This window comes from Thermococcus fumicolans (assembly GCF_055386755.1).
On record NZ_AP042424.1, the window covers coordinates 1,031,266 to 1,052,368 of the forward strand.

General features: G+C 55.6%; 23 protein-coding genes and 1 CRISPR repeat array. Of the genes, 10 read left to right on the forward strand and 13 right to left on the reverse strand.

Annotation, left to right across the window (positions count from 1 at the left end):
* Positions 1-70 precede the first annotated feature (70 nt).
* Together ACZ5AM_RS05710 and ACZ5AM_RS05715 are read right to left on the reverse strand one after the other, a co-directional pair.
* Positions 71-481 (reverse strand): translation initiation factor IF-5A, encoded by a 411-nt coding sequence (locus ACZ5AM_RS05710; protein ID WP_464914104.1) that lies wholly within the window; start codon positions 479-481, stop codon positions 71-73.
* A 69-nt stretch (positions 482-550) separates the two neighbouring features.
* Entirely contained in the window at positions 551-2,119 is a 1,569-nt protein-coding gene (locus ACZ5AM_RS05715) for a sodium-dependent transporter (RefSeq protein ID WP_464914105.1), read from the reverse strand.
* A gap of 108 nt (positions 2,120-2,227) precedes the next feature.
* On the opposite strand from ACZ5AM_RS05715, the gene ACZ5AM_RS05720 reads away from it, so the two are divergent.
* Positions 2,228-2,881: a metallophosphoesterase gene (locus ACZ5AM_RS05720; RefSeq protein ID WP_464914106.1), complete on the forward strand. Its 654-nt coding sequence runs from the start codon at positions 2,228-2,230 to the stop codon at positions 2,879-2,881.
* 11 nt (positions 2,882-2,892) lie between these two features.
* Here ACZ5AM_RS05720 and fba read toward each other — a convergent pair whose 3' ends face one another.
* Positions 2,893-3,738 carry a class I fructose-bisphosphate aldolase gene (gene fba, locus ACZ5AM_RS05725; RefSeq protein WP_464915998.1) on the reverse strand — a complete coding sequence of 282 codons (846 nt, stop codon included), beginning with the start codon at positions 3,736-3,738 and terminating at the stop codon, positions 2,893-2,895.
* A 157-nt stretch (positions 3,739-3,895) separates the two neighbouring features.
* On the opposite strand from fba, the gene ACZ5AM_RS05730 reads away from it, so the two are divergent.
* From ACZ5AM_RS05730 to ACZ5AM_RS05745, 4 genes are all read left to right on the forward strand, one after another.
* Positions 3,896-5,182 (forward strand): dicarboxylate/amino acid:cation symporter, encoded by a 1,287-nt coding sequence (locus ACZ5AM_RS05730; protein WP_464914107.1) that lies wholly within the window; start codon positions 3,896-3,898, stop codon positions 5,180-5,182.
* 69 nt (positions 5,183-5,251) lie between these two features.
* The gene (locus ACZ5AM_RS05735) at positions 5,252-5,950 is read left to right on the forward strand and encodes a biotin--[acetyl-CoA-carboxylase] ligase (protein ID WP_464915999.1); all 699 of its coding nucleotides are present in this window, start codon (positions 5,252-5,254) and stop codon (positions 5,948-5,950) included.
* Between the two features lie 71 nt (positions 5,951-6,021).
* Complete coding sequence (locus ACZ5AM_RS05740; RefSeq protein WP_464914108.1) at positions 6,022-7,464, forward strand: CGP-CTERM sorting domain-containing protein; 1,443 nt, start codon at positions 6,022-6,024, stop codon at positions 7,462-7,464.
* 67 nt (positions 7,465-7,531) lie between these two features.
* Complete coding sequence (locus ACZ5AM_RS05745) at positions 7,532-8,170, forward strand: alanine--tRNA ligase-related protein (RefSeq protein ID WP_464916000.1); 639 nt, start codon at positions 7,532-7,534, stop codon at positions 8,168-8,170.
* A gap of 8 nt (positions 8,171-8,178) precedes the next feature.
* On the opposite strand, the gene ACZ5AM_RS05750 is transcribed toward ACZ5AM_RS05745, so the two are convergent.
* The 5 genes from ACZ5AM_RS05750 to ACZ5AM_RS05770 all read right to left on the reverse strand — a co-directional run bounded on the left by ACZ5AM_RS05750 (position 8,179) and on the right by ACZ5AM_RS05770 (position 11,495).
* The gene (locus tag ACZ5AM_RS05750) at positions 8,179-8,841 is read right to left on the reverse strand and encodes a DUF257 family protein (RefSeq protein WP_464916001.1); all 663 of its coding nucleotides are present in this window, start codon (positions 8,839-8,841) and stop codon (positions 8,179-8,181) included.
* A 63-nt stretch (positions 8,842-8,904) separates the two neighbouring features.
* Positions 8,905-9,903, reverse strand: a complete 999-nt coding sequence (locus tag ACZ5AM_RS05755) for a TIGR01177 family methyltransferase (RefSeq protein WP_464914109.1) — start codon at positions 9,901-9,903, stop codon at positions 8,905-8,907.
* Between the two features lie 9 nt (positions 9,904-9,912).
* Entirely contained in the window at positions 9,913-10,674 is a 762-nt protein-coding gene (locus tag ACZ5AM_RS05760; protein ID WP_464914110.1) for a 7-carboxy-7-deazaguanine synthase QueE, read from the reverse strand.
* Between the two features lie 9 nt (positions 10,675-10,683).
* Positions 10,684-10,944, reverse strand: a complete 261-nt coding sequence (locus ACZ5AM_RS05765) for a hypothetical protein (protein ID WP_464914111.1) — start codon at positions 10,942-10,944, stop codon at positions 10,684-10,686.
* Between the two features lie 50 nt (positions 10,945-10,994).
* Positions 10,995-11,495 carry a hypothetical protein gene (locus ACZ5AM_RS05770; protein WP_464916002.1) on the reverse strand — a complete coding sequence of 167 codons (501 nt, stop codon included), beginning with the start codon at positions 11,493-11,495 and terminating at the stop codon, positions 10,995-10,997.
* Between the two features lie 289 nt (positions 11,496-11,784).
* On the opposite strand from ACZ5AM_RS05770, the gene topA reads away from it, so the two are divergent.
* Positions 11,785-13,950 carry a DNA topoisomerase I gene (gene topA / locus ACZ5AM_RS05775; protein WP_464914112.1) on the forward strand — a complete coding sequence of 722 codons (2,166 nt, stop codon included), beginning with the start codon at positions 11,785-11,787 and terminating at the stop codon, positions 13,948-13,950.
* A gap of 30 nt (positions 13,951-13,980) precedes the next feature.
* Positions 13,981-14,781: a hypothetical protein gene (locus tag ACZ5AM_RS05780; protein ID WP_464914113.1), complete on the forward strand. Its 801-nt coding sequence runs from the start codon at positions 13,981-13,983 to the stop codon at positions 14,779-14,781.
* Here ACZ5AM_RS05780 and ACZ5AM_RS05785 read toward each other — a convergent pair.
* The 3 genes from ACZ5AM_RS05785 to surR are packed head-to-tail and all read right to left on the reverse strand — an operon-like array spanning position 14,765 to position 16,855.
* On the reverse strand, positions 14,765-15,946 hold the full coding sequence (locus tag ACZ5AM_RS05785) for a geranylgeranyl reductase family protein (RefSeq protein WP_464916003.1): 1,182 nt from the start codon (positions 15,944-15,946) through the stop codon (positions 14,765-14,767). The two genes, ACZ5AM_RS05780 and ACZ5AM_RS05785, sit on opposite strands and share 17 nt — an antisense overlap.
* A gap of 5 nt (positions 15,947-15,951) precedes the next feature.
* Positions 15,952-16,155 carry a DUF362 domain-containing protein gene (locus ACZ5AM_RS05790; protein WP_464914114.1) on the reverse strand — a complete coding sequence of 68 codons (204 nt, stop codon included), beginning with the start codon at positions 16,153-16,155 and terminating at the stop codon, positions 15,952-15,954.
* The gene (gene surR / locus ACZ5AM_RS05795) at positions 16,139-16,855 is read right to left on the reverse strand and encodes a sulfur metabolism transcriptional regulator SurR (protein WP_464914115.1); all 717 of its coding nucleotides are present in this window, start codon (positions 16,853-16,855) and stop codon (positions 16,139-16,141) included. Before surR ends, ACZ5AM_RS05790 begins: the two co-directional genes overlap by 17 nt.
* A 135-nt stretch (positions 16,856-16,990) precedes the next feature.
* On the opposite strand from surR, the gene pdo reads away from it, so the two are divergent.
* From pdo to cas2, 3 genes are all read left to right on the forward strand, one after another.
* Positions 16,991-17,671: a protein disulfide oxidoreductase gene (pdo, locus tag ACZ5AM_RS05800; RefSeq protein ID WP_464914116.1), complete on the forward strand. Its 681-nt coding sequence runs from the start codon at positions 16,991-16,993 to the stop codon at positions 17,669-17,671.
* 87 nt (positions 17,672-17,758) lie between these two features.
* Positions 17,759-18,688 carry a hypothetical protein gene (locus ACZ5AM_RS05805; protein ID WP_464914117.1) on the forward strand — a complete coding sequence of 310 codons (930 nt, stop codon included), beginning with the start codon at positions 17,759-17,761 and terminating at the stop codon, positions 18,686-18,688.
* A gap of 133 nt (positions 18,689-18,821) precedes the next feature.
* Positions 18,822-19,185: direct repeats of the CRISPR family, unit length 30 nt; unit sequence CTTTCAATTCTCCTAGAGTCTTATTGCAAC.
* A 511-nt stretch (positions 19,186-19,696) separates the two neighbouring features.
* On the forward strand, positions 19,697-19,954 hold the full coding sequence (cas2, locus tag ACZ5AM_RS05810; protein WP_464914118.1) for a CRISPR-associated endonuclease Cas2: 258 nt from the start codon (positions 19,697-19,699) through the stop codon (positions 19,952-19,954).
* On the opposite strand, the gene cas1b is transcribed toward cas2, so the two are convergent.
* Together cas1b and ACZ5AM_RS05820 are read right to left on the reverse strand one after the other, a co-directional pair.
* Complete coding sequence (gene cas1b / locus ACZ5AM_RS05815; RefSeq protein WP_464914119.1) at positions 19,951-20,931, reverse strand: type I-B CRISPR-associated endonuclease Cas1b; 981 nt, start codon at positions 20,929-20,931, stop codon at positions 19,951-19,953. The genes cas2 and cas1b overlap by 4 nt on opposite strands.
* Entirely contained in the window at positions 20,900-21,100 is a 201-nt protein-coding gene (locus ACZ5AM_RS05820) for a hypothetical protein (protein ID WP_464914120.1), read from the reverse strand. The genes cas1b and ACZ5AM_RS05820 overlap by 32 nt, the downstream gene beginning before the upstream one ends.
* Between the last annotated feature and the right edge of the window lie 3 nt (positions 21,101-21,103).

The following is a 21,103-nucleotide window of genomic DNA, read 5'->3' on the forward strand; positions in this document are numbered from 1 at the left end:
TACTGGTCTAAACGGTAAAAGGGCAATCTATATTTAAGGGTTTCCCCAAAAGTGTTAAGAAGAGGGGGCCTCACTCGCCCCTGATCTTCATGATCTTTATCCTGCCGAGGGTCTCCCAGTACTCGACGGTTATGCCCTCGGTGAGCTGGTCCTTGACCTCGTCCTCGACGCCGGTCTCTATCGGGACGTCGAAGGTCTCGTAGGTCTCCATGTCCATGAGCTGAACCGTGTCCGGGGTCAAGGCTATTATCTGGCCGACCTTCTTGTCGATGATCGGGACCTCAACCTCGGCGCTGGTCGGCTTGACGATGCTCCTGACCTTCTTGTCGAAGATGCCAACGGCCTCAATCCTGGCCTTGGCCGAGCCGTGCTTACCCGGCGAGGAAACGGTTATGTTGGCTATCCTGCAGGGCTCGCCGTCGATGAGGATGTACCTTCCGGGCTTGAGCTTGCTGACCTGAACCTTCGTCTTGTCTCCCATCGTTCATACCTCCCCAAAACGTTCTACATCGAGTCGGAGGGGCCATTTAAAAAATTTTTGAAAGCGGGACTAGCGCGCCCCCCTGGCCTGGGCCAGAAGGTAGCCGTTGAAGAGGAGCGGCATGAAGAGCATCAGGCTCAGGAGGACCCCGAGGGTGACGTAGGTGCCTCCAGTCCTGAGCATGTAGTAAACCCCTGCCAGCCCGATCAGGAGGCTCAGGACGATGCTCGCCGTTATTGCTCTCTTGTCGACCGGGGAGGGGCCCCTGGCCAGGGGCATGGCCTCGACGGCTATCATTACTGCACCCACCGCGAAGGGCACCGTGAGGAGCATTTCGCGTATTCCGGCCACTATCGAGAGGCCGCCGAGGAGGGCTATTCCAAGGCTCAGGAACGTGACGCTTCCGGTTCTCCTCATCTGGAACACTTCGGCCGATATCTGGGCCCCTATCTCGATCAGAACGATGAGCGTCGTGAATCCCGCCAGGAAGAGGGAGCTCATGAGGAGGAATATTATGTTCGACGCCCCCGGAAGCTTGCTCTCCCTTATGACCCTCGGGAGGAAGTAGAAGTTCTCTATGGCTGCCATCGGGGACTGCGTGCTGCTGTTGACGTAGAGCTGTGCCTTGCGCGCCGTCTGGAGCTTCCTATTGGCCAGCGCGAGGGTCTGGTTCATCCTGGCTAGGGTGCTGTTCATGCTCTTCAGGGTTTCCTTGAGCTGCTGTTGCTTCTTCAGGATCTCTATGGCCTTGTTCGGGTCAGTCTCGGGGTTTGAGAAGATCTCGCTCAGCTCCTTGTGGATCCTCTCGTACTGCAGCTTGGCGCTCTGGTAGTTCCTGTACTCCGTCATGTACTTGCTGTGGGCGTCTTCGTAGCTCTGATAGGCGGCACCTATCGCGTACACCGTGGTCAACGCGGCGGCGAAGCTCAGGAGCAGCTGGAGCACTATGACCGCGCCGAGGAGCTTCTTGAGGTCGAGCTCGGCCGGCGCAAAGCTCCCCAGGACGTAGTAGACTCCAGCTCCCAGACCGAGGCTGAGGAGAACGGTGATTAGCATGAGAACGACGCCCTTCACGGTCAGCGGGTGGTTGAAGGAGAATATCGCGCTGCGGTACGCGTCCAGCTGCTGGATAGCCCCTTCCGTTCTGACGAAGCTGTGGACCTCCTGCCTCATAACCAGGGTAGCTGCGAGGGCGAAGATGATGAAGAGGACGGCCATTGCTCCAATGAACTCGACGGAGCGGCCCTTCAGGAGAACCAGGAAGATCCATATCAGGAGGATGACGGCGGCCATGATGGGGAGCAGACCCTTCGCGGAGAACTCGAAGATCACCCCCACGGCCCTGGAGGAGAAGTAAAGGGTCAGGCCGCCCATTATCATGAGGAACATCAGAATCGTGAGCGTAACCGCTGGAAAGCGGGCCACCTTAACGAAGAACTCGTGGATCAGGTACCTGGTTCTGCGCGTTGCCTCGAGTTCGCTGAATATCAAGAAGAGCCCCAGCGCGAGGACGATCAGCGAGAGCAGAAAGCCCTTGAGACCGAAGGTTACGTAGTACTTCGGCATCAGCAGGAAGTTCCATATCCCGAGGATGTAGCCGGTTATCAGCAGTGCCATCAGGATTGATATCTTCCTCATTTTGACCCCTCCAATTGAATTGCTCGGCGGTGGGATAGGTTGCCCTTAAAAATATAAAAGCGTTATGGGCTCTCTACGTTTGGGAACATAAAGTTCGGGGTGGTTCCCATGAGGATCGTGGGTGTAAGCGACGTCCACGGGAGGGCGGGACGGGTTAAAGCCCTCGCTGATGAGCTGGCTGGGGGAGATGAGCTTCCCGACCTCGTCATGATCGCCGGGGACATCACGAACTTTGGAACCGGGGAGGAAGCTAAGAGGATCCTCGAGCCGCTCTTGGGCCTTGGCGTACCCATTCTGGCCGTTTTCGGCAACTGCGACGGGAGGGACGTCCCGGAGGTTCTCGAGGGGCTCGGTGTGAGCGTCCACGATGCCCGCAGGGAGGTAGATGGCCTCGGCGTCGTTGGTGTCGGGGGCTCAAACGTTACCCCCTTCAACACGATCTGGGAACTGAGTGAGGACGAGATAGAGGGGATTTTGCGTCGCAACTACCGCGAGGGGGACGTTATCCTCTCCCACGTCCCGCCATACAACACCAGAGCGGACAGAACCCACTCCAGCCTCCACGTCGGCAGCAGGGCCCTTCGGAGGTTTATAGAGGAGAAAGAGCCGCCTCTCGTTCTGACGGGCCACATCCACGAGGCTAGGTCTATAGACCTGCTTGGGGAGACCTTGATAGTCAACCCGGGCCCCCTCTTCAGGGGCTACTACGCTGAGATAAGGATAGAAAACGGAAAGGCCTCGGCCGAGCTGAGGAGGCTCTAAGTGCGTCAATCTCACAGGAGCCCCTCTGCTTTAGCAGCTTCCTCAGGATCCTCGTTCCTGTGGATAACGCGTATCAGGGCCCTTATCATCGGCTCTGGATTCTCGCGCTGGAAGATGTTCCTCCCGACGACCGCCCCAGCTCCACCGGCCTCTATGACCTCGTGGACTACCTTCAGGAAGTCCACCGGATTATCCGTTTTAGCCCCACCGCTCAGCAGAACCGGAACGCCGGCGGCGGCATCGACCACCTTGGCGAAGGTCTCCCTTGAGCCTGTCCAGTAGGTCTTTATCATGTCTGCCCCGCTCTCCACCGCTGCTCTCGCGCCATACATGACGACGCGGTAGTCCTCCTTCTTACCATAGCGCTCGTTGATATACGGGCCGCGAGGATAGGCGAACTGGACAACGGGGAAGCCGAGATCGTGGGCGTAACTAGCTATCTCCGCGAACTGGCGCATCATGACGTCTTCCTGTGGTGAGCCCCAGTAAACCGTTGCCGCTATGGCATCGGCACCTAGCTTTACCGCGTCCTCAACAAAACCCAGCTGGCTCTGGAGGAGCTGGTCGTCCTTTGGCCTGAGGTTCGTCTTGCTGGTGAGCTTTATCATGAGCCCCCTGTCCGGCTTGACCTCGTCCCCGGCCATCCTAGCTATACCCGGAAGCATCATGACGCCGTCTATGCCAGCCCTGACGACCTTTCTGACTATTACCCTCGGGTTCACGTGCTCCCAGACGGGCTCAAAGTCGGTCGGCCCGTGCTCGAAGCCGTGATCCATCGCAAAGATCAACGCCCTTCCGTCCCTTCTGAAGAAGCGCCTAAGCCTTCTCCTAACACCAACGCTCTGGTAGGCATCCATACTAATCACCGAGAGTGATATATTTGTGGAGGGATTTAAGGTTTTTGCTCCCGATCCGTGACTCGGGGGCAATGCTTATATCGTATCACGACAGAACTATCAAGTGCCATGATGCCCCATCTGGGTTGAGCCAGCGGTTGAATTGGAGGTGGTTTCAGTGGGGAAGGGCCTGCTCCGGAGGTACCTCGACTACCCGGTTCTCTGGAAGATACTCTGGGGTTTGGTTTTAGGTGCCGTTATCGGACTGATCCTGGGAAAGGCCGGTTACGCCGATGCAGTTAAAGTCTACGTGAAGCCCTTCGGTGACCTCTTTGTCCGCCTGTTGAAGATGTTAGTGATGCCAATAGTTCTAGCGTCCCTCGTCGTCGGTGCGGCAAGCATAAGCCCGGCAAGGCTAGGGAGGGTGGGCGTTAAGATAGTGGTCTACTACCTCATAACCTCGGCTTTTGCAGTCTTCTTCGGCCTCATAATGGGCAGGATCTTCAGCGTTGGAACCGGTATAAGCTTGGGAACCGGACAGGGAAAGGCCATAGAGGCGAACCCGCCTTCCCTTGTGCAGACGCTGCTCAACATAGTGCCGACCAACCCCTTCGGCTCCCTCGCTAAGGGAGACGTCCTGCCGGTGATATTCTTCGCCATAGTCTTGGGAATAGCCATCACCTACCTCATGAACAGGGAAGATGAGAGAATCAGGACGAGCGGGGAAACCCTCCTCAAGGTCTTCGACGGCCTAGCCGAGGCCATGTACCTCATAGTCGCGGGAGTTATGCAGTACGCGCCCATCGGTGTCTTCGCCCTCATAGCCTACGTTATGGCCGAGCAGGGAACCAAGGTCGTAGGACCTTTGGCCAAGGTGGTTTTAGCCGTCTACCTCGGCCTTACCGTTCAGATACTCCTGGTCTACTTCGTCCTGCTCAAGGTCTTCGGCATCGACCCGGTCAAGTTCATCAAGAAGGCCAAAGACGCCATGCTCACCGCTTTCGTCACCAGGAGCTCGAGCGGAACCCTACCGGTCACGATGCGCGTCGCCGACGAGAACATGGGCGTGGACAAGGGAATCTACTCCTTCACCCTACCGCTCGGCGCGACGATAAACATGGACGGAACGGCACTCTACCAGGGAGTGACGGTTCTGTTCGTCGCCAACGCCATCGGCCACCCGCTCACGATAGGCCAGCAGCTGGTGGTTGTCCTTACAGCGGTCTTGGCCTCGATAGGAACCGCCGGTGTTCCGGGAGCTGGAGCCATAATGCTCGCGATGGTTCTCCAGAGCGTTGGCCTCGACCTAACGCCGGGAAGCCCGGTGGCTTTGGCTTACGCCATGATACTTGGAATCGATGCCATACTCGACATGGGCAGGACGATGGTCAACGTTACCGGAGACCTGGCCGGAACTACGATAGTTGCAAAGACCGAGGGAGAGCTGGACGAGAGCAAATGGTGAAACCTTCCTTTCCCTTTTCTTCCGGGATAGGGTTTTAAGTTCTCGTTTTAATCCTTCTCGGTGGGAACCTTGGAGTGGAGGATCATCAGGCTGGAGGAGGTTGACTCGACCAACGAGTACGCCAAGTCACTCGCCGAGAGCTCCCCCGAGGGGACGGTTGTGATAGCGAAGCGACAAACCGCGGGAAAGGGGAGGAAGGGCAGGAGATGGGCTTCTCCGGAGGGCGGCCTCTGGATGAGCGTCATCCTCAAGCCGGGAAGACTTGACCCGAGGCTGGTCTTCGTCGGTGCCCTCGCTGTGGTCGACACCCTGACGGATTTTGGTATCCCATCGGGTATAAAGTGGCCCAACGACGTCTGGGTTGGGGAGAAGAAGATAGCGGGCATCTTGACCGAGGGAAAGGGTAGGGAATACGCGGTTCTTGGGATAGGCCTCAACGTGAACAACCCCGTTCCGGACGAGCTTTTAAGCGAGGCCACCTCAATGATATACCACGTTGGGCGGGAGCTTCCCCTGGATGAAGTCCTCAAAAGGCTTCTGGCCCACATAAACGGGTGGTACAGGGTCTACCGGGAAAGGCCGGACCTCCTCATGGAGAAAGTCCGCGAGAAGACCTTCGTACTGGGTAAGGTCGTCAGGGTCGCGGAGGACGATAAAACGATCGTTGGGCGCGCTTTGGACGTTCTCGACGACGGCTCCCTGCTCTTAGAGGTGGGGGGAGAGCTCAGGAGGATCCTCTACGGGGACGTCTCGATACGGCCCCTGTGATGTACGGGAATAAAGTTAAATACCGTGAAGTGGCGCTAGTTAGCGGCAAAGCGGGATGGAGGTAAAGGATAATGGTAATGAAAAGGCTCTTTGCTGTGTTGCTTGGTTTAATAGTGCTGGCACCCTCCCTGGGGACGGTTCTGGGGGGAGGGACCGCTGGGAACGATGAAAACGCCTACGTTCAGGATTACACCTTTCACGTGAGGCTCTTCGAGAACGGCGATGCCAACGTCACCATAACTACCGTCTGGCTCGGGCCCAAGAGCGAGATCCACAACCTGATAGACAAGCTCCTCAACTACTCCAACGGCAGCATGTCCGAGGCCATAAAGACCTACGAGAACCAGCAGCTTCAGGCTTACGTCCAAAGTCTGGGCAATATGGGGGTTCAGGTCGAGAACTACAGCATCAGGGTAACCGGCCTCGAGGAGGGGAACAACATAACCGTCGTTTTCAACGGCATAGCCAAGAACGTGGCCAAGTACTACTCCCACGGGAACTTCTGGGAGGTTCTCGTTGACCCAACCAGGGGGCTCTCAACGGCCTTCCCTGACACCGGATACCCCTTCAGGATAGTCATGCACAGCAGGTTCATAGTGGACCTCCCAAGGAACGCCACCCTCCTATCCTACCCGACGGGCTACAGGAGGACGTACAACCAGAGCTCCTTCGAGGTCATCCCCCACATCGACGGGAACAGGATCGTCATCGAATCGAAGATAAACGTCGAGCCGTACCTCTCAAACGAGGGCTACCAGTGGCTCTTTGGGGAGTACAAGGACTTCTCCATAACCTACCAGACCCTATACGCAGGTAAGGAGACCTACGCAACGCGCGTCATGAGGGAGTACGTAACCGTTGAAGTCCTCAAAAACGGTACGGTTATACTCACGATGAGGGACGAGTACGTTGAGCCCCTTGGCGAGATACTGATGAAGAAGCTCCAGATAGCCAAGTACGGAAAGCAGAAGTTCGAACAGCAGCTCCTCAAGTACCACGTCCAGATGTTCGCCAGGATGGGGGCGGTAGTCGAGGGGGCCGGGATAAACATCAAGAACCTCAACAACACCGAGCCGCTAGTTGTTGAGGCCAGGTACATCCTCTCCAACTACACCAAGCTCGTAAACGGCACCTACGTCCTCAAACTGAACCCGACGATGGGCCTCAAGGACATGGTCTCCTTCAGAACCGCCTCGGAGTTCAACTACACCTTCAGCGCCGAGATCCTCCTCCCCAAGGGCTGGAAGTTCGTGTCCTACCCAAACGGCACCTCGAAGGAGATCCACGGGAACACCTTCAAAATGGACGTTAAGGCCGAGAAAAACCGCCTCCTGATAAACGCCTCGACCTTCCTGTTCTACGGGGCTTCCGAGGAGGACGTGAACAACCTGCTCACGGACTTCAGCTCCGTCGAGATAAGGTTCAAGAAGGGTAAATCCGGCGGGATCTGTGGCCCGGCGGCGCTCATCGGGCTTGCAGTGATACCGCTCCTCCTCCGCAGGAAGAGCCGCTGAGTTGCTCCCCTTTCCTTTTTCGATATCCATTTAAATGGTGCCCGCCAACTGTTCTGTGGTGATGAACGTGACTAGGAAGCTCTACTACGAGGACGCCTATCTGAGGGAGGCTAGAGCAAAGGTTCTGGAAGTCAGGGACAACGCGCTCCTCCTCGACCAGACGATCTTCTACCCGACCGGCGGCGGCCAGCCCCACGACAGGGGGACGATAAGCGGCGTCGAGGTTCTCGACGTCTACAAGGATGAAGAGGGCAACGTCTGGCACGTTGTTGCCAAGCCCGAGAAGTTCAAAGTTGGAGACGAGGTCGAGCTCAAAATCGACTGGGACTACAGGTACAGGCTGATGCGCATACACAGCGCGATGCACCTTCTGGAGCACGTTCTTAACCTCGTTCTTCCCGGCGAGTGGCAGCTCTACGGCAGCGGCATGAGCGCCGAGAAGGGCCGCTACGACATAGTTTACCCGGAGAACGTCAACCAGTGGAAGGGGCAGATAATCGAGACCTTCAACAAGCTCGTTGACGAGGGGGGCGAGATGAAGATCTGGTGGGAAGGTGAGACCAGGTACACCCAGATAAGGGACTTCGAGGTAATCCCCTGCGGTGGCACACACGTGAGGGACATAAAGGAAATCGGCCACCTTAGGAAGTTCAAGCGCTCCAGCCTTGGAAAGGGAAAGCAGAGGCTTGAGATCTGGCTTGAGTGAGCCCCGTTTTATTCATCCCCTCTTATTGGGACGCTCACGGCACACCCGTACTCTTCAGGAACTATGGACTTGACGATCCTCAGGGTGAAGCCCTTTCCGTTGAACTCGCTTTCGAGGACGCGGGTGGCGTGCTCCCTCAGCTCTTTTCTAACTGTGTCCCTCACGAGATCCCTGTTTATCAGGTACAGCGTGATGCGGTTTTCGGACCCAATGTGGGGCCTGATGAGGTAGCCGAATATCCTCTCCCGCTCCCTTGGATCGTTTTCGTAGCTGGAGAGGATCTTATCGAACCCAACCACGACCCTGAACTTGTACCTCCCCTCGATGGACCGTATCAGTTCTTCGTAGTGTTTCTTCCTCACTGGGGGTTCCTTTGTGAGGTCCACCCTTCCCGCGACCCTGCCGGTCTGGATTATCCCTCCCATCTTGATGACGGTCGAGTCGTCTATGCACGAGGTGTCCCTTCCGGAGAGGCGGAGGTGAGTCCTGAAGATGTGGAGCTGGTCGAGTTCATCGACTATTATGAAGCCACCCGTTCTGGAAAGCTCGCTCAGAATTTCGCGGAAGAGCAGGTAAGCGGGCTCCTCCGAGCTGTACTCAACGACCACGTCCTCACCGAGTGCGAGGTTCTCAACGAACTCAACGAGGGTTAAGGTTCGATTATCGCACATACCCACCACCGATGTCTGGAACGCGCAGGATCATAAAAACCCTTCGCTGAACTTTTTCCAGGCCTATTCCCTTTCAAACACGTAGAAGTACCGTTCGAGGCTTTTATGCACCCTCTGGTAGTACTTGGCGAGGAGTTTGAATCCAGCCTTCTCGCCTTCGGTTTTACCATCGAAGTCAGCCGGAAACGCTATCGCCAGCCTTCCACCGGGTTTGAGAACGCTGTACATGCTCTCCAGTGCCTTCCTGTACAGCTCGTCCCTTTTTCTGCCGGCAAGCGTTGCGGAGGTGCCGTAGGGTGGGTCAGTGGCTATAGCCTCGAACTTCTTATCCGGAAAAAGCTTCTCAAGTTTAGTTGCATCGCCGAGCCTGAGCTCGTAATCCTTTACCCCGTAGTGCCTTAGGTTCATCTCCGCGCCTTCAACCATCTCCGGTTTTATGTCCACTCCGTAGACCTTCAGGCCGATTAAACCGGCCTCCATCAGGATCCCGCCGGCGCCCATGAAGGGGTCGAGGATTTCCCTCTTCGCTTTGGTGAGGTTCACCAGGGCCCTAGAAACCCTCGGATGGAGCGAGATGGGTCTGAAGAAGGGCCTGTGGTGGGCCTTTCTCTTTTCGAAGTCCTTTGGGTCGAAGAAGCGGAGCCTTATCCCGGCGTAGAGTTTCTCGCCGCAGTAGACCCTAACGAGCGTGTCCGGCTTTGAGAGGTTAACCCTGAAACCCTGTGCGTGTATCACCGCCCCGAGCTTCCGTGGCAGGTCAAGAACATCATGACCGCAGTTGGCCATCGTCTCGGTGTCGACCTTGAAGGTCCCTTTGATCGGCCACTCGGCTTCCCCGGCTTTGTCGAGGAGCTCCTCAACTGAATCTGCCTCGACCACGAGCAGTCCATATTCGTGGGCCAGGCCCAGCCGGTCCAGGTATGGGAAGGCCTCCTCCCCGGCGTCGAGCTTCAGGAACAGGTAGTCCTGATTGGCTATCCTTCCTCCGGCCAGCTCCAGCATGGCCCTTACCTCATCCCACGCCATCTCGGGCAGGTTTCCAAGGATCTCAACGTACAGCATGCCACCACCTCATAGGACGTTGAGGTATTTGTGAACCTGGAAGCTCAGGCCCACGTTCTTTCGACCCATTACCCCAGCCGCTTCACGGTAGAGCTCCATAAGCCTTTTCTGGCTTATCTCGATCGGCTCCCTCGGCTGGATGACGAGTGGTGCCAGATCCTTCAGCAATTCCGCATACCAGCGGACGTTTTCAACCTTTGTCCCTGAAGTAACGACGAGCTTGGCGTAGGTCTTTGCACCCGCTTTTTTTAGGATTCTGATGCTCTCGACCTCCCTGAGGACGAGGTCTCTCCAGTCCTCGGTTGCCTCTGCCGTCTCGTCCTTTATGTCAACGCTCGCGTAGTCGACGAGGTGTGCTACCTTTTTGATAAGCTCGGGAAGCCCTCCGTGGGTTTCGAGGAAGTTGTCGAAGCCGTGCTCTTTCATGCGCTCCATCAGGGCCTTCAGCGGCTTTATCTGTAGAGTCGGCTCGCCGCCCGTGTAGCTTATCGAGTGTATATCTCCAGTATCGAGGCGGAGAATGGCCTCAACCACCTCATCGAGCGAAGCGGGGTTCGGTTTATACTCAAACTTCCCGGTGAAGGGTTCGACCTCGTAGCGCCAGCGGGAAACGCGGGAAGCGTCGATGTACTGTTTGGAGTCGCACCACTGGCAACGAAGGTCGCAGCCCGCGAACCTAACAAAGATCTGCCTCCTGCCGAAGGCGCTCCCCTCAACGCTCCCCCCTTCGCCCTGCCAGCTGTTGAAGACCTCGGCCATTATGAGCCTCACTTTATCACCTCACAATTCCCCCACGTCCAGCCCCTTCACCCTCTCGCTCACGAAGCCCTCGAGTATCTCGACCCTGACGCTCCTGTTTTCGCCGGTCATGTCGGCCATGAGCTGGACGGCCCTCGCGTAGTCCCAGAGCCTTCTCTTAGCCTCGTCGGTAACCCTCTCGGCCATGACTATTAGCTCTCTCTCCTCCGGATGGGAGCTCATCCACTCCACCACTTTTCTCGCGTCTTCCTCGGTGAAGACGCCCTTCTTTTTGAAGAGCACCCTCCCACCTCCAACTAATTCTGCAATTACCGAATTGTTTAATTGTTTGGCTAGAGGTACTGGAGGAGCAGTTCAACGCTCCTCTCGAAGATCTCCCGATCGCTACCTTCCAGAATACCGTCCAGGTACTGGAGGTTAACTAGGTTCATGATTAGGTAGGCGGTGTTTCTGTCGAGGCCCAGGCTGTAGGCGTCGTAAACGACTACCTCCCTTCCCAGGGCGTCGTTTATCAGATCCACGAAGTTGGCTATGTCCTCAACGCTCAGCTCGTCCCACTTGCTCTCCATCTCGTCGAAATACTTCTCTAGAACGCGGATCGTTTCGAGGTCGAGCTTTAATGTACCTTCAACGAAGGGGAACTCCCCGACGCGGAACACCTTAAGCCCCTCGTCGTCCCTAATTCCCATTTGATCCCAGAGCACGATCCCCTCAACCGGATTGTGTCCGTATTTGCTTGCCAAGTACGAAAAGCCTTCGAGGGCGGAATCCATTACCTCGATGAACTCCTCCTCATCGTGAAAGCGAACTATCTTGCTCACGGTTCCAACCATGTTCCGCACCGTCTGGGAGTTGGGCCAAGGGTTATAAGGCTTTGCGGCTAAAACCAAGCGCCCGACGAGTTGTGGGTTGCGATGACGTCGGGACCCCCAGGGGGCCGACATCTCCACTGGCCCCCTTTCAGCCTTTTGCTTCTCAAAGCGCTGGTGGAAGGGTAAAGACTTTCAAGAGTCTTCAAACTTCAAGGGCCGTTTTAGAAATTGGAGCCCTATTGGGAAGCTTCCAAACGAGGCCCGCCAAATGATTTTTATAACCTCCCGCCGAACCAACCAAGGTGTCGCCATGGTAACGCTCATCATAGCGGAGAAGCCCAACGTTGCCAGAAAAATTGCCTACGCCCTGGCGGAAGGTAAACCCGTTAGAAAAACCATAGGGAAGGTGAGCTATTACGAGTTCACCCGCGACGGGAAGAGGGTCATAGTGGCCCCTGCCGTTGGCCATCTCTTCTCCCTTGCCCCGAAAACGAAAACCTATGGTTATCCCATCTTCGATATCGGGTGGGTGCCTGTCTATGTCGCCGAAAAGGGGAAAAGCTACGCGAAGGACTACATAAAGGCTTTAGCCACGCTCGCGAAGCGGGCAGACGAGTTCATCGTCGCCTGTGACTACGATACAGAGGGAGAGGTGATAGGCTATACCGCCCTCAAATACGCCTGTGGCGTTGATCCATCCAAGGCAAAGCGCATGAAGTTCTCCGCTTTAACCAAGAAGGACCTCCTCAAGGCCTGGTATAACCTCGAGCCAACCATAAACTTCGGCATGGCGGACGCTGGAATAGCACGCCACGTTTTGGACTGGTACTGGGGCGTGAACCTATCCCGGGCCCTAACATCGGCCATAAAAAGGGCCAGCGGTAAGTGGATGGTTCTCTCAACCGGAAGGGTTCAGGGGCCAACGCTAAAGTTCCTCGTTGAACGCGAGAGGGAAATTCAGAACTTCCAGCCCAAGCCCTACTGGGTCATCAAGATGCTCCTTGAAAAGAACGGCGAGAAGTACACGGCCAGCTACGAAAAGGACAAAATCTGGGACGAGGAAGAAGCTAAAAGGATAGTTCAGGAGGCCAAGAAGGGACCTGCCTTCGTTGAGAAGGTTGAAGTCAAACAGCAGAAGAGGAATCCCCCCGTCCCCTTTGACCTTGGAACCCTGCAGAGAGAGGCCTATTCCGCCTTCGGCTACAGCCCGAAGAAGACGCTGGAGCTTGCACAGCGCTTGTATGAGCGAGGCCTATCCTCATACCCCCGCACCTCATCGCAGAAGCTTCCCAAGAACCTGAACTTCCGCTCGATACTTCAAAACCTCGCCAAACTCCCGGAGTACAAGCCCTTTGCACACGAGCTTCTGGGCAAAGAAAAACTCAAACCCGTCGAGGGTAAGAAGGAGGACCCGGCACACCCTGCAATATATCCTACAGGCGAACTTCCCAAGCCGGGGGAGCTTACCAAGGACGAGCAAAACCTCTACGATTTGATAGTCAGGCGCTTTTTAGCTCTGTTCATGGAACCGGCAGTCAGGGAGAGCATGAAAGTTGTGATAAATTCCAACAACCACCGCTTCATCCTCAGTGGCTCGAGAACGGTCAAGGAGGGCTGGCTAAAGGTTTACGGCAGATACGTCAAGTTCGACGAGGTTATCCTTCCGGCCTTCAAAGAGGGTGAGCCCGTAAAGGTCCTCCAGATAAAGCGCGAGAAGAAGAAGACCAAACCGCCGGCGCGCTACTCCCCGGCGGCGGTGATAAAGAAAATGGAGGACTTGGGCATTGGAACGAAAGCAACGCGCGCTCAAATCCTTGAGACGCTCTACCAGAGGGGCTACATAGAGGGCAAGAAGAAGATAAAGGTGACCCCCCTGGGAATGAGGGTTGTGGAAGCCCTCGAGAAGAACGTGCCCGACATAGTGAGCGTCGAACTGACGAGGGCCTTTGAGGAGAAGATGGAGGAGATAATGGCCGGAAAAGCCGGGAGGGAGCAGGTCATCGAGGAGAGCAAGAATCAGCTTGTTAAAATCCTCAAGGTCTTCAAGGAGAAGGAGCTGGACATAGGGAGGATACTTCTCGAAACGACCGGCACGGGAGTGACCAAGTCAAAGACCCCCGCAGGGAATACCGGCGCGGTTAAGGAGCTCAGCGAGGAGGAAGAGCGCGGGGTCCAGGGGGCCGTTGACGGGAATGCAAAGGTCCGGAAGCCCGAGAAAAAGCCTCTAGTCATCGGGAAGTGTCCCAAGTGCGGCGGTGACCTGGTCGTCCGCTACAACAGGAAGACCGGCAAGAGGTTCGTCGGTTGCTCCAACTGGCCCAAGTGCGACGTCACTTATCCGCTCCTCCAGCGCGGCGAGATAATCCCGACGGACAAGACCTGCTGCGGTGGCGCCCCCGTCGTCAAAATTCGCGAAGGAAACAGGGAGTACGAGATATGCGTTGACATGAACTGCAAGGGGTGGAAGAGGCGATAGCCTTATCTTCCCTTTGCATGATCTACGACTATGGACGAGTGGGGGAGGACTGCGAGGGTTCTGCTCGACAACGCCCGCGAGTTCCTCGAGGGGCTGAGGGACGAAGTTAGGCTCGGCGAGGTTACTCTGGAGACGCTCTTTGGGGTCCAGTCAACCTTCGTCCTTGGACTCGGTGATGCAAGCCTTTACGCCTTCTCGGCCGGGAGAGACGACATCGTCGAGGACTCTTACGGCCTGTTCTTGGACGGCCTTTCCGTTCTCAAGGCAGGTCACCTCTTGGTCAGCGAGCCGGAACTCGACCTCTGGCTTTCTCCGCTCAAGGACTTGGATCCGGAGAGGGGCTTTTCCATCGACAGACGCTTTTCCCTCCTCGGGGAACCCAAGCCCACTATGGTATGGGCCAACCGCGTTGTACAGCTCAGGAACGCCCTCCACGGGAGGCCAGTAAGGGATCCATTGAGGGGGCTCGGATACGGGATTGGGAGGACAGACAGGCGCTTTCCAGTGCTTTTAAAGGCTGTCAGGAGGCTCTACACGCTTTATCCTGCCCCGATGGAGGAAGTTGCCAGGCTACTAACCCTTGAGCTCAGTGCTGGACTCGACGAGAGACCGCTGGAGTGCTCGGACGGAACCTGCGACGAGATAACCGAGCTCCCAGACGTTTCAGGTTTCAGAAAAACTGTTTCCGGAGAAGTTGAGCTCTACTACCTCATCGAGAACTCCAAGGGTATAAGCTCCCCCTGGGGAAGTCTGAGCTTTGGAAAGGCGAGGGAGATAGTCGTGTTCTCAAGGAAGAAGAGAAAGGGATTCAGGCTCAGAGAAGTTCCTTGAGAAGGCTGAGTCTCCTCTTGCTCATGAGGATCTTCGGGTGCTTGAGGAGGGCCTTTATGACCTCGACGTAGTCTCCAGAGGCTATCTTCTCCGCGTCTGCCCCGCTGAGTATCTGGATAAACAGGTCGAGGTCTTCGTCGGTTAGCTTTTCCGTAACGCGCCTGACCTTTAGAACCTTCTCGAGCCTCTTTCCGTCGGTCTCCCACCACTCCTTCGTGTAGTTCTGGAGGAGCGAGAGGTTCTCCTCTTCCAGGGCCTTTACAATCCACTTGCTCGCTATGGTTCCCGCTTCCATTGCCTCGGCCATTCCGCCGCCGTGCATCGGGTTGACCTGCCTGGCCGCGTCGCCAACGACGAGAACGTTGTCCTTCGCCAGCTCCTTCACGAAGCCGCCGACCGGGACGACTCCGACGTTTACTTCGAGTATCTTCTTGGCCGGGATCTTGTTCTCCTCGAGCCACTTGTCGAGGTAGTACTTTGCCGTCTGCGGGTGATCGGAGGCAATACCTATTCCCACGTTGGCCCTGTCCTCGTCCTTCGGGAAGACCCAGACGTAGCCCCTCGGGGCAATCTCGTTGCCGAACCAGAGGTGTATGAGGTCTGGATCAAAGCCCTCGATTAGCATCTCGTACTCGTAGCTTGAGTCGAACTCGTGTGGCGGAGCGTAGGTGTTTATTCCAGCTTTCCTGGCTATCATGCTCTCGACGCCGTCGGCAGCGACTATAATGTCCGCGTAAATCTCAACCGGCTCGTCCTCGTGCTTGGCCTTGATTCCCGCTATTTTGCCGTCCTTCCTTATGACGTCCTGTGCCTCTGTCCTCGCCAAAACATCTGCACCCGCTTTAGCGGCGTAGTAGGCGAGCATCTTGTCGAAGACCTTCCTCTCGAGGATTACACCGCTGACCTCCTTATACCTTAGCTCAAGTTCGTAACCGCTTGGAGAATAGAGCTTGGCACCGTAGATCTCGCGGTTGATGTAGCGCCTGTCGTAGGGGATGTCGTACTCCTCGAAGACCTTCATGCTTATGCCCTCGGCACACTGCTTTGGAGTGCCGATGGCGGGCTTCTTATCGATGAGAAGAACAGAATAGCCGGCTTTAGCAACGTTTCTGGCAACTATCGGCCCAGCAATACCGGCACCGACGACGACAACGTCGTATTTCATCTCCTTCATCCTTTCACCTCCAGGGGCTCGGCGCTGAGCGCTCCGACCGGACAGGCGTTGATGCATATTCTACAGCTGATGCACTTGTCCTGGAAGAACTCCCAGCCGCTCGAGTGAACCTCTATTGCCAGTGTCGGACAGACACCAGCGCAGCCACCGCAGAGGTAGCAGCGGTCTTCGTTGACGAGGATTTTAATCTTCTCCGGCATCGTTTTCACCGCCGATCCTTTGTTTCAACCTTTCCCCGTCGATTTTCACTACTCCGTCTTTTATTATTAACGGGACGAACCTGTCCAGTTCACGGGCCTTAGCCAGGACCTCCCTCTCCTTGAGGTTGAGCCTGTCGCTGAGCTCGTCCACCGTGGCCTCCCCGTGGAGGAGGACGTAGTGAAGGATTGCCAGCTGGGTCATGTCGCCTATCTCCTTCAGGTAGGTCTCCTTTATCCTGGCCATGAGCCTGTCCCTCTTGTGCTCTACTGCCTGGAGCAGGGAGAGGATCTTGCCGAGCTCCTCCGTCAGCTGGAGAAACCCGTGTATCTGCACGTAGAGGTCGCCGTCCTCCACTTCCACGGCGGACAGGTCTATGGTTGCCCTCTCGATGGGGGCTTCATTGAGATCCAGCCCCCGGTACCAGAATATGTGGGGGGTTATCGTGGTCACGAAGGTCTTCGAGATGTCTATCTCGTAGTACTTCCTCGCGGGCCCTATAAACGGCCCCTCCCTCTCGTAGGACTTCAAAATACCCTCGCGCTCCATTATTTTAAGGTGCTTCGCAACTGCCGTTGAAGAAACGCTGACCTTGCTGCTCAGAAAGCTGAAGTAGCACTCGGTACAGGTTAGATGGCTCAGGAGATCCCTTCGGACCTTGTTTCCGAGGATATAAAACACATCCGGTCCTGACTCAGGCATGACCCACACCACCCAAATCTGTGACGCAAAGCTTATATAGTGAACATTCAACCTTAGGTTGCAAACTGGAGATTGAACTCCGGGTTAGATTGCGCTCAAAACGTTATAAACCTTTAGATAAGGAGGTGTTGAGAAATGGGACTGATCAGCGACGCTGATAAGAAGGTCATCAAGGAGGAGTTCTTTTCCAAGATGACGAACCCCGTTAAGATCATCGGCTTCACGGGCAAGGAGCACTGCCAGTACTGCGACCAGCTCAAGCAGCTGGTTCAGGAGCTCAGCGAGCTCACCGACAAGCTCAGTTACGAGTTCCACGACTTTGATACGCCGGAGGGCAAGGAGATCGCCCAGAAGTACAGGATCGACCGCGCCCCGGCCGTCACCATAACCCAGGACGGCAAGGACATGGGCGTCAGGTTCTTTGGCCTCCCGGCCGGCCACGAGTTTGGAGCGTTCCTCGAGGACATCGTTGACGTCAGCAACGCGACCACCGACCTCATGGGCGAGAGCAAGGAGGAGCTTGCCAAGATCGACAGGGACGTCAGGATACTCGTCTTTGTGACGCCAACCTGCCCGTACTGCCCGCTCGCCGTCAGGATGGCCCACAAGTTCGCCATCGAGAACACCAACGCCGGCAAGGGCAAGATACTCGGCGACATGGTCGAGGCCATCGAGTATCCGGAGTGGGCCGACCAGTACAGCGTCATGGCGGTGCCGAAGATCGTCATACAGGTCGACGGCGAGGACAAGGTTCAGTTCGAGGGTGCTTATCCGGAGAAGATGTTTATGGAGAAGCTCCTCGCGGCCCTCGAGTGAGAGGGCCCTGGCTGTTTTTGACATTTTCTAGTTAATCCCTCCGGAAAATTATTAAGCAGTTCTCCTCACTCCCAAGCGGGGAAGCGGATGAACGTGGAGATAGGCGGGGTCAACTTTGCATTCACCGGGGAACTTGAGGATGGTTTTGAGGACGGTCTGAGGGGTCTTTTCGCGAGACGCTACCTCCCCGACGTCTCCCCCAGTAGGGGAACCAATCCCGAGGTCGTGATAGAGCGCTTCAGGGGGGAGACCTTCCGCGTCTTCAGCGCGGTCTACGACCATCTTGGGAGGGACGAGTACAAGATCGAGTCAGCAGTACCATCTGCCTACGGCAACGAGGCCCCGGTGTTCTTCACGCTCCAGGCTGCGGCCAGGGCCGGCGCTAAATCCAGGAGGATCTTTGTAACTGACTCCGTCAGCGTCGTTGCCCCCAACGGTAAGGCCATACTCTTCATCGGCTACCCTCACACCGGCAAGAGCACCATGTCCGTTTTGGCACTTGCCGAGGGGCTTCCAGTTCTCAGCACAGAGAACACCGTAATCGAGGCTAGGGATGGCAAGCTGTACGCCGTCGGCGGCACCGACGTCCTGGTCTACGATCCCAGGGTTGAGGGCGTCTACGACGTTAAAGTTCCCTACGACGAGAAGACCCGGAGCGGGTACAGGATAAAAGACCTGAAGGACGATCGGGAGCGGGCCGGCCTCTTGAGGAAGGGTGTTGAGGTGGGCATGATAGTCATACTCCACTCGGCCTTCAACTGCATGGAGGCGAGCTTTTCAAAGATCAGCGGCAGAAAGGTCAGGAAGACCCTCTGGTACTTCTCCACCGCCCTGATAAAGGGTCTCGACTACTACGAGCCGATGCCCCTCAACGTTCCTATGAGCGATGAGATAAGCAGGAACCTGCGCTCCTTCCTTGAGACTGCATCAAGGAACTACTCGAACAGGATGTTCGAGGCCTTCGGGAACCACAGGGCGGTTTTTGATAGGGTTATGGAGATCATGGCCTCGGAGTGAGTTTTTGCTGGGGGGACGTTCCGTCCCCCAGACCCCCTCAAGAATTTACCTCTTAAAGGAGCAATAACTAGGAGTTGGGAGTCTTATTGCAACCTTCGCCCGCCAGGGGCGCCTTTTTGTTGTTTCAAAGCGCCTTTCAATTCTCCTAGAGTCTTATTGCAACGTACAAACGCTGAGAGAGCAAGCAGCTAACCAGAACACTTTCAATTCTCCTAGAGTCTTATTGCAACCTCGGAAAAACGATTTCGGGCAGCGTTCAGACCATCGCTTTCAATTCTCCTAGAGTCTTATTGCAACACATTCTCCTCAAGGCATACCGCATGAACAAAGAGACTTTCAATTCTCCTAGAGTCTTATTGCAACTCATCCCCAGCGCTGCACCTCCCGCATACGAAGCCAAACTTTCAATTCTCCTAGAGTCTTATTGCAACTCAGCTCTCGCGCAGGGAGTTCAGCGCGAATAACCCCTTTCAATTCTCCTAGAGTCTTATTGCAACAGGGCGGGATTTTCCTTGGTTAGCCCTACAAACGGGTAAAAACACTCCAATCTTATAAGCTTTTCTCCAGAGGGGTCTTAAAACTCCCACCAGAAACCCTGAATTCGGGAACGTCCTGGAGAAAAAGAGACCATCAGGATGCGTTCCTGCCCCGAATTTCGTGATGTTCAGAATTGTACGTGAGACTTCCAGGGGAACCAGAGAGGTTTGAATCTGGTTTTTGGAGTTCACAAGCTTCTTCAAGACAAAGTATCGTTTTTCTATAGGATTTTGTGCTATAGGGGCCCTATCCCTGCTCTATTTGGCATTCCGAAAAAATTTTGTTATAATTCATGGAATAAACGTAACGATTTGTTAGATAATAACAAAACGTTACTAAAGACTTCCAGAATCCCAATAGGGGGTCTTTCTCTAGGAAGGACCCTTCCAGGCGAGGATTTTGAAATTAAAGCTGTCTCCCCGTGATGCGGAAAGGTCTAAAAGTCCTCATCCTAATTTGTACGGTGGTTCCATGTACGTCGTCATTGTTTACGACGTTTCCGTCGAGCGGGTGAACAAGGTGAAAAAGTTTCTCAGACAACACCTCCACTGGGCCCAGAACAGCGTCTTCGAGGGGGAAGTAACCCGGGCGGAGTTCGAGCGGATAAAGGCTGGGCTTAAGGAGATAATAGATGAGGATGAGGACTCCATTGTCATCTACAAACTCCGCTCAATGCCCCGGAGGGAAACGATGGGGGTGGAAAAGAACCCGCTGGAGGATATTATCTAAAACCACACCATAAGCGGCTCGTACTCCTTAACGCCGACGAGGTGCTTTATCAGCTTGTAGCCCTCAAGCCTTATCAGCCTCTGCTTTGTGACGTTCTTCTTCAGACCGGGGTGTTTAACACCCTTGGCCAGTTCCCTGTTGTAGTGCTCTAGGACGAGCTTCATGCCCTCTTTCGTCAGGAGGACGCCGTTCAGCTCGCTTCGGAAGTGTTCTTTCCTGATTATCTCCTGCTTTACCAACCGGGTCGCTATTCTGTCCGCTACAATCGGCTTGAAAATCTCGCTCAGGTCTAAAGCTAAGGAAAACCTCCTCTCGCCCGGCTCGTGGAGGTAGCTCACCGTCGGAACCAGCTGGGTGTTGTAGAGCTCGCTCACGATGGTTGCATAGAGCCTGGAGTTGAGGAAGCTTATAAGCGCGTTCATCTCGTTCCCCGGCGGCCTCCTCATGCGTTTGACTATCCTGAAGCCCTCCGGCAGGTGCTCGTCCCAGCGGGTGTAGTACTCCTGCCGTATTCGGGCCTCGACGTTCATGACGTCGGTTATCTTCCGCGCCCCCTCAAGTTCATCTAGGAGTTCCCTCAGCTCCTCAGAGAATCCATCGGCAACCTTCCAGCGCTTCAGATTGCGCTCCATGTTAAGGGCCGAGCCTTTGACGAAGAGCTTTGCCAGCTTCAACCTTTTCTCCCTGTTAAGGTAGTGCTCGACCTGCCTTATGACCAAATCCCCGGAGTTGAGGCTCTCCCTTGGATAAAAGCTACCGTCGTAGTAGCCGTAGTGGTTGAAGAAGTGAACCGCTATCCCTTTCTGGGCGAGGAAATGTAGCGCCTGGGAGCTTATGTTCACGTGGCCATAGACGTAGATGTCGTAGATTCCCTCTATTGCCAGAGGCTTCTTCCCTTTGGCGTTCTCAAAGTAGAGGGTGTTCTCCCTCCGGAAGAGGTTCCCGTCAGAGAAAAGGGTGAGGGAGCGCTTTCTCATTTTCCTTCACCATTGTGAGCGTTCTTTGCTTCCTTCTCTTTCTCTGGCCCCTCTTTTGGGAAGCCCTCGATTTCTCCAACGCATTCGTCAAAGCTCTCATTATGGATTTCTCGATATCTTCGGGGGAAAGACGCTTTCCCAACCGTAGAGTTCTTCTTTTCACTCCCACCAC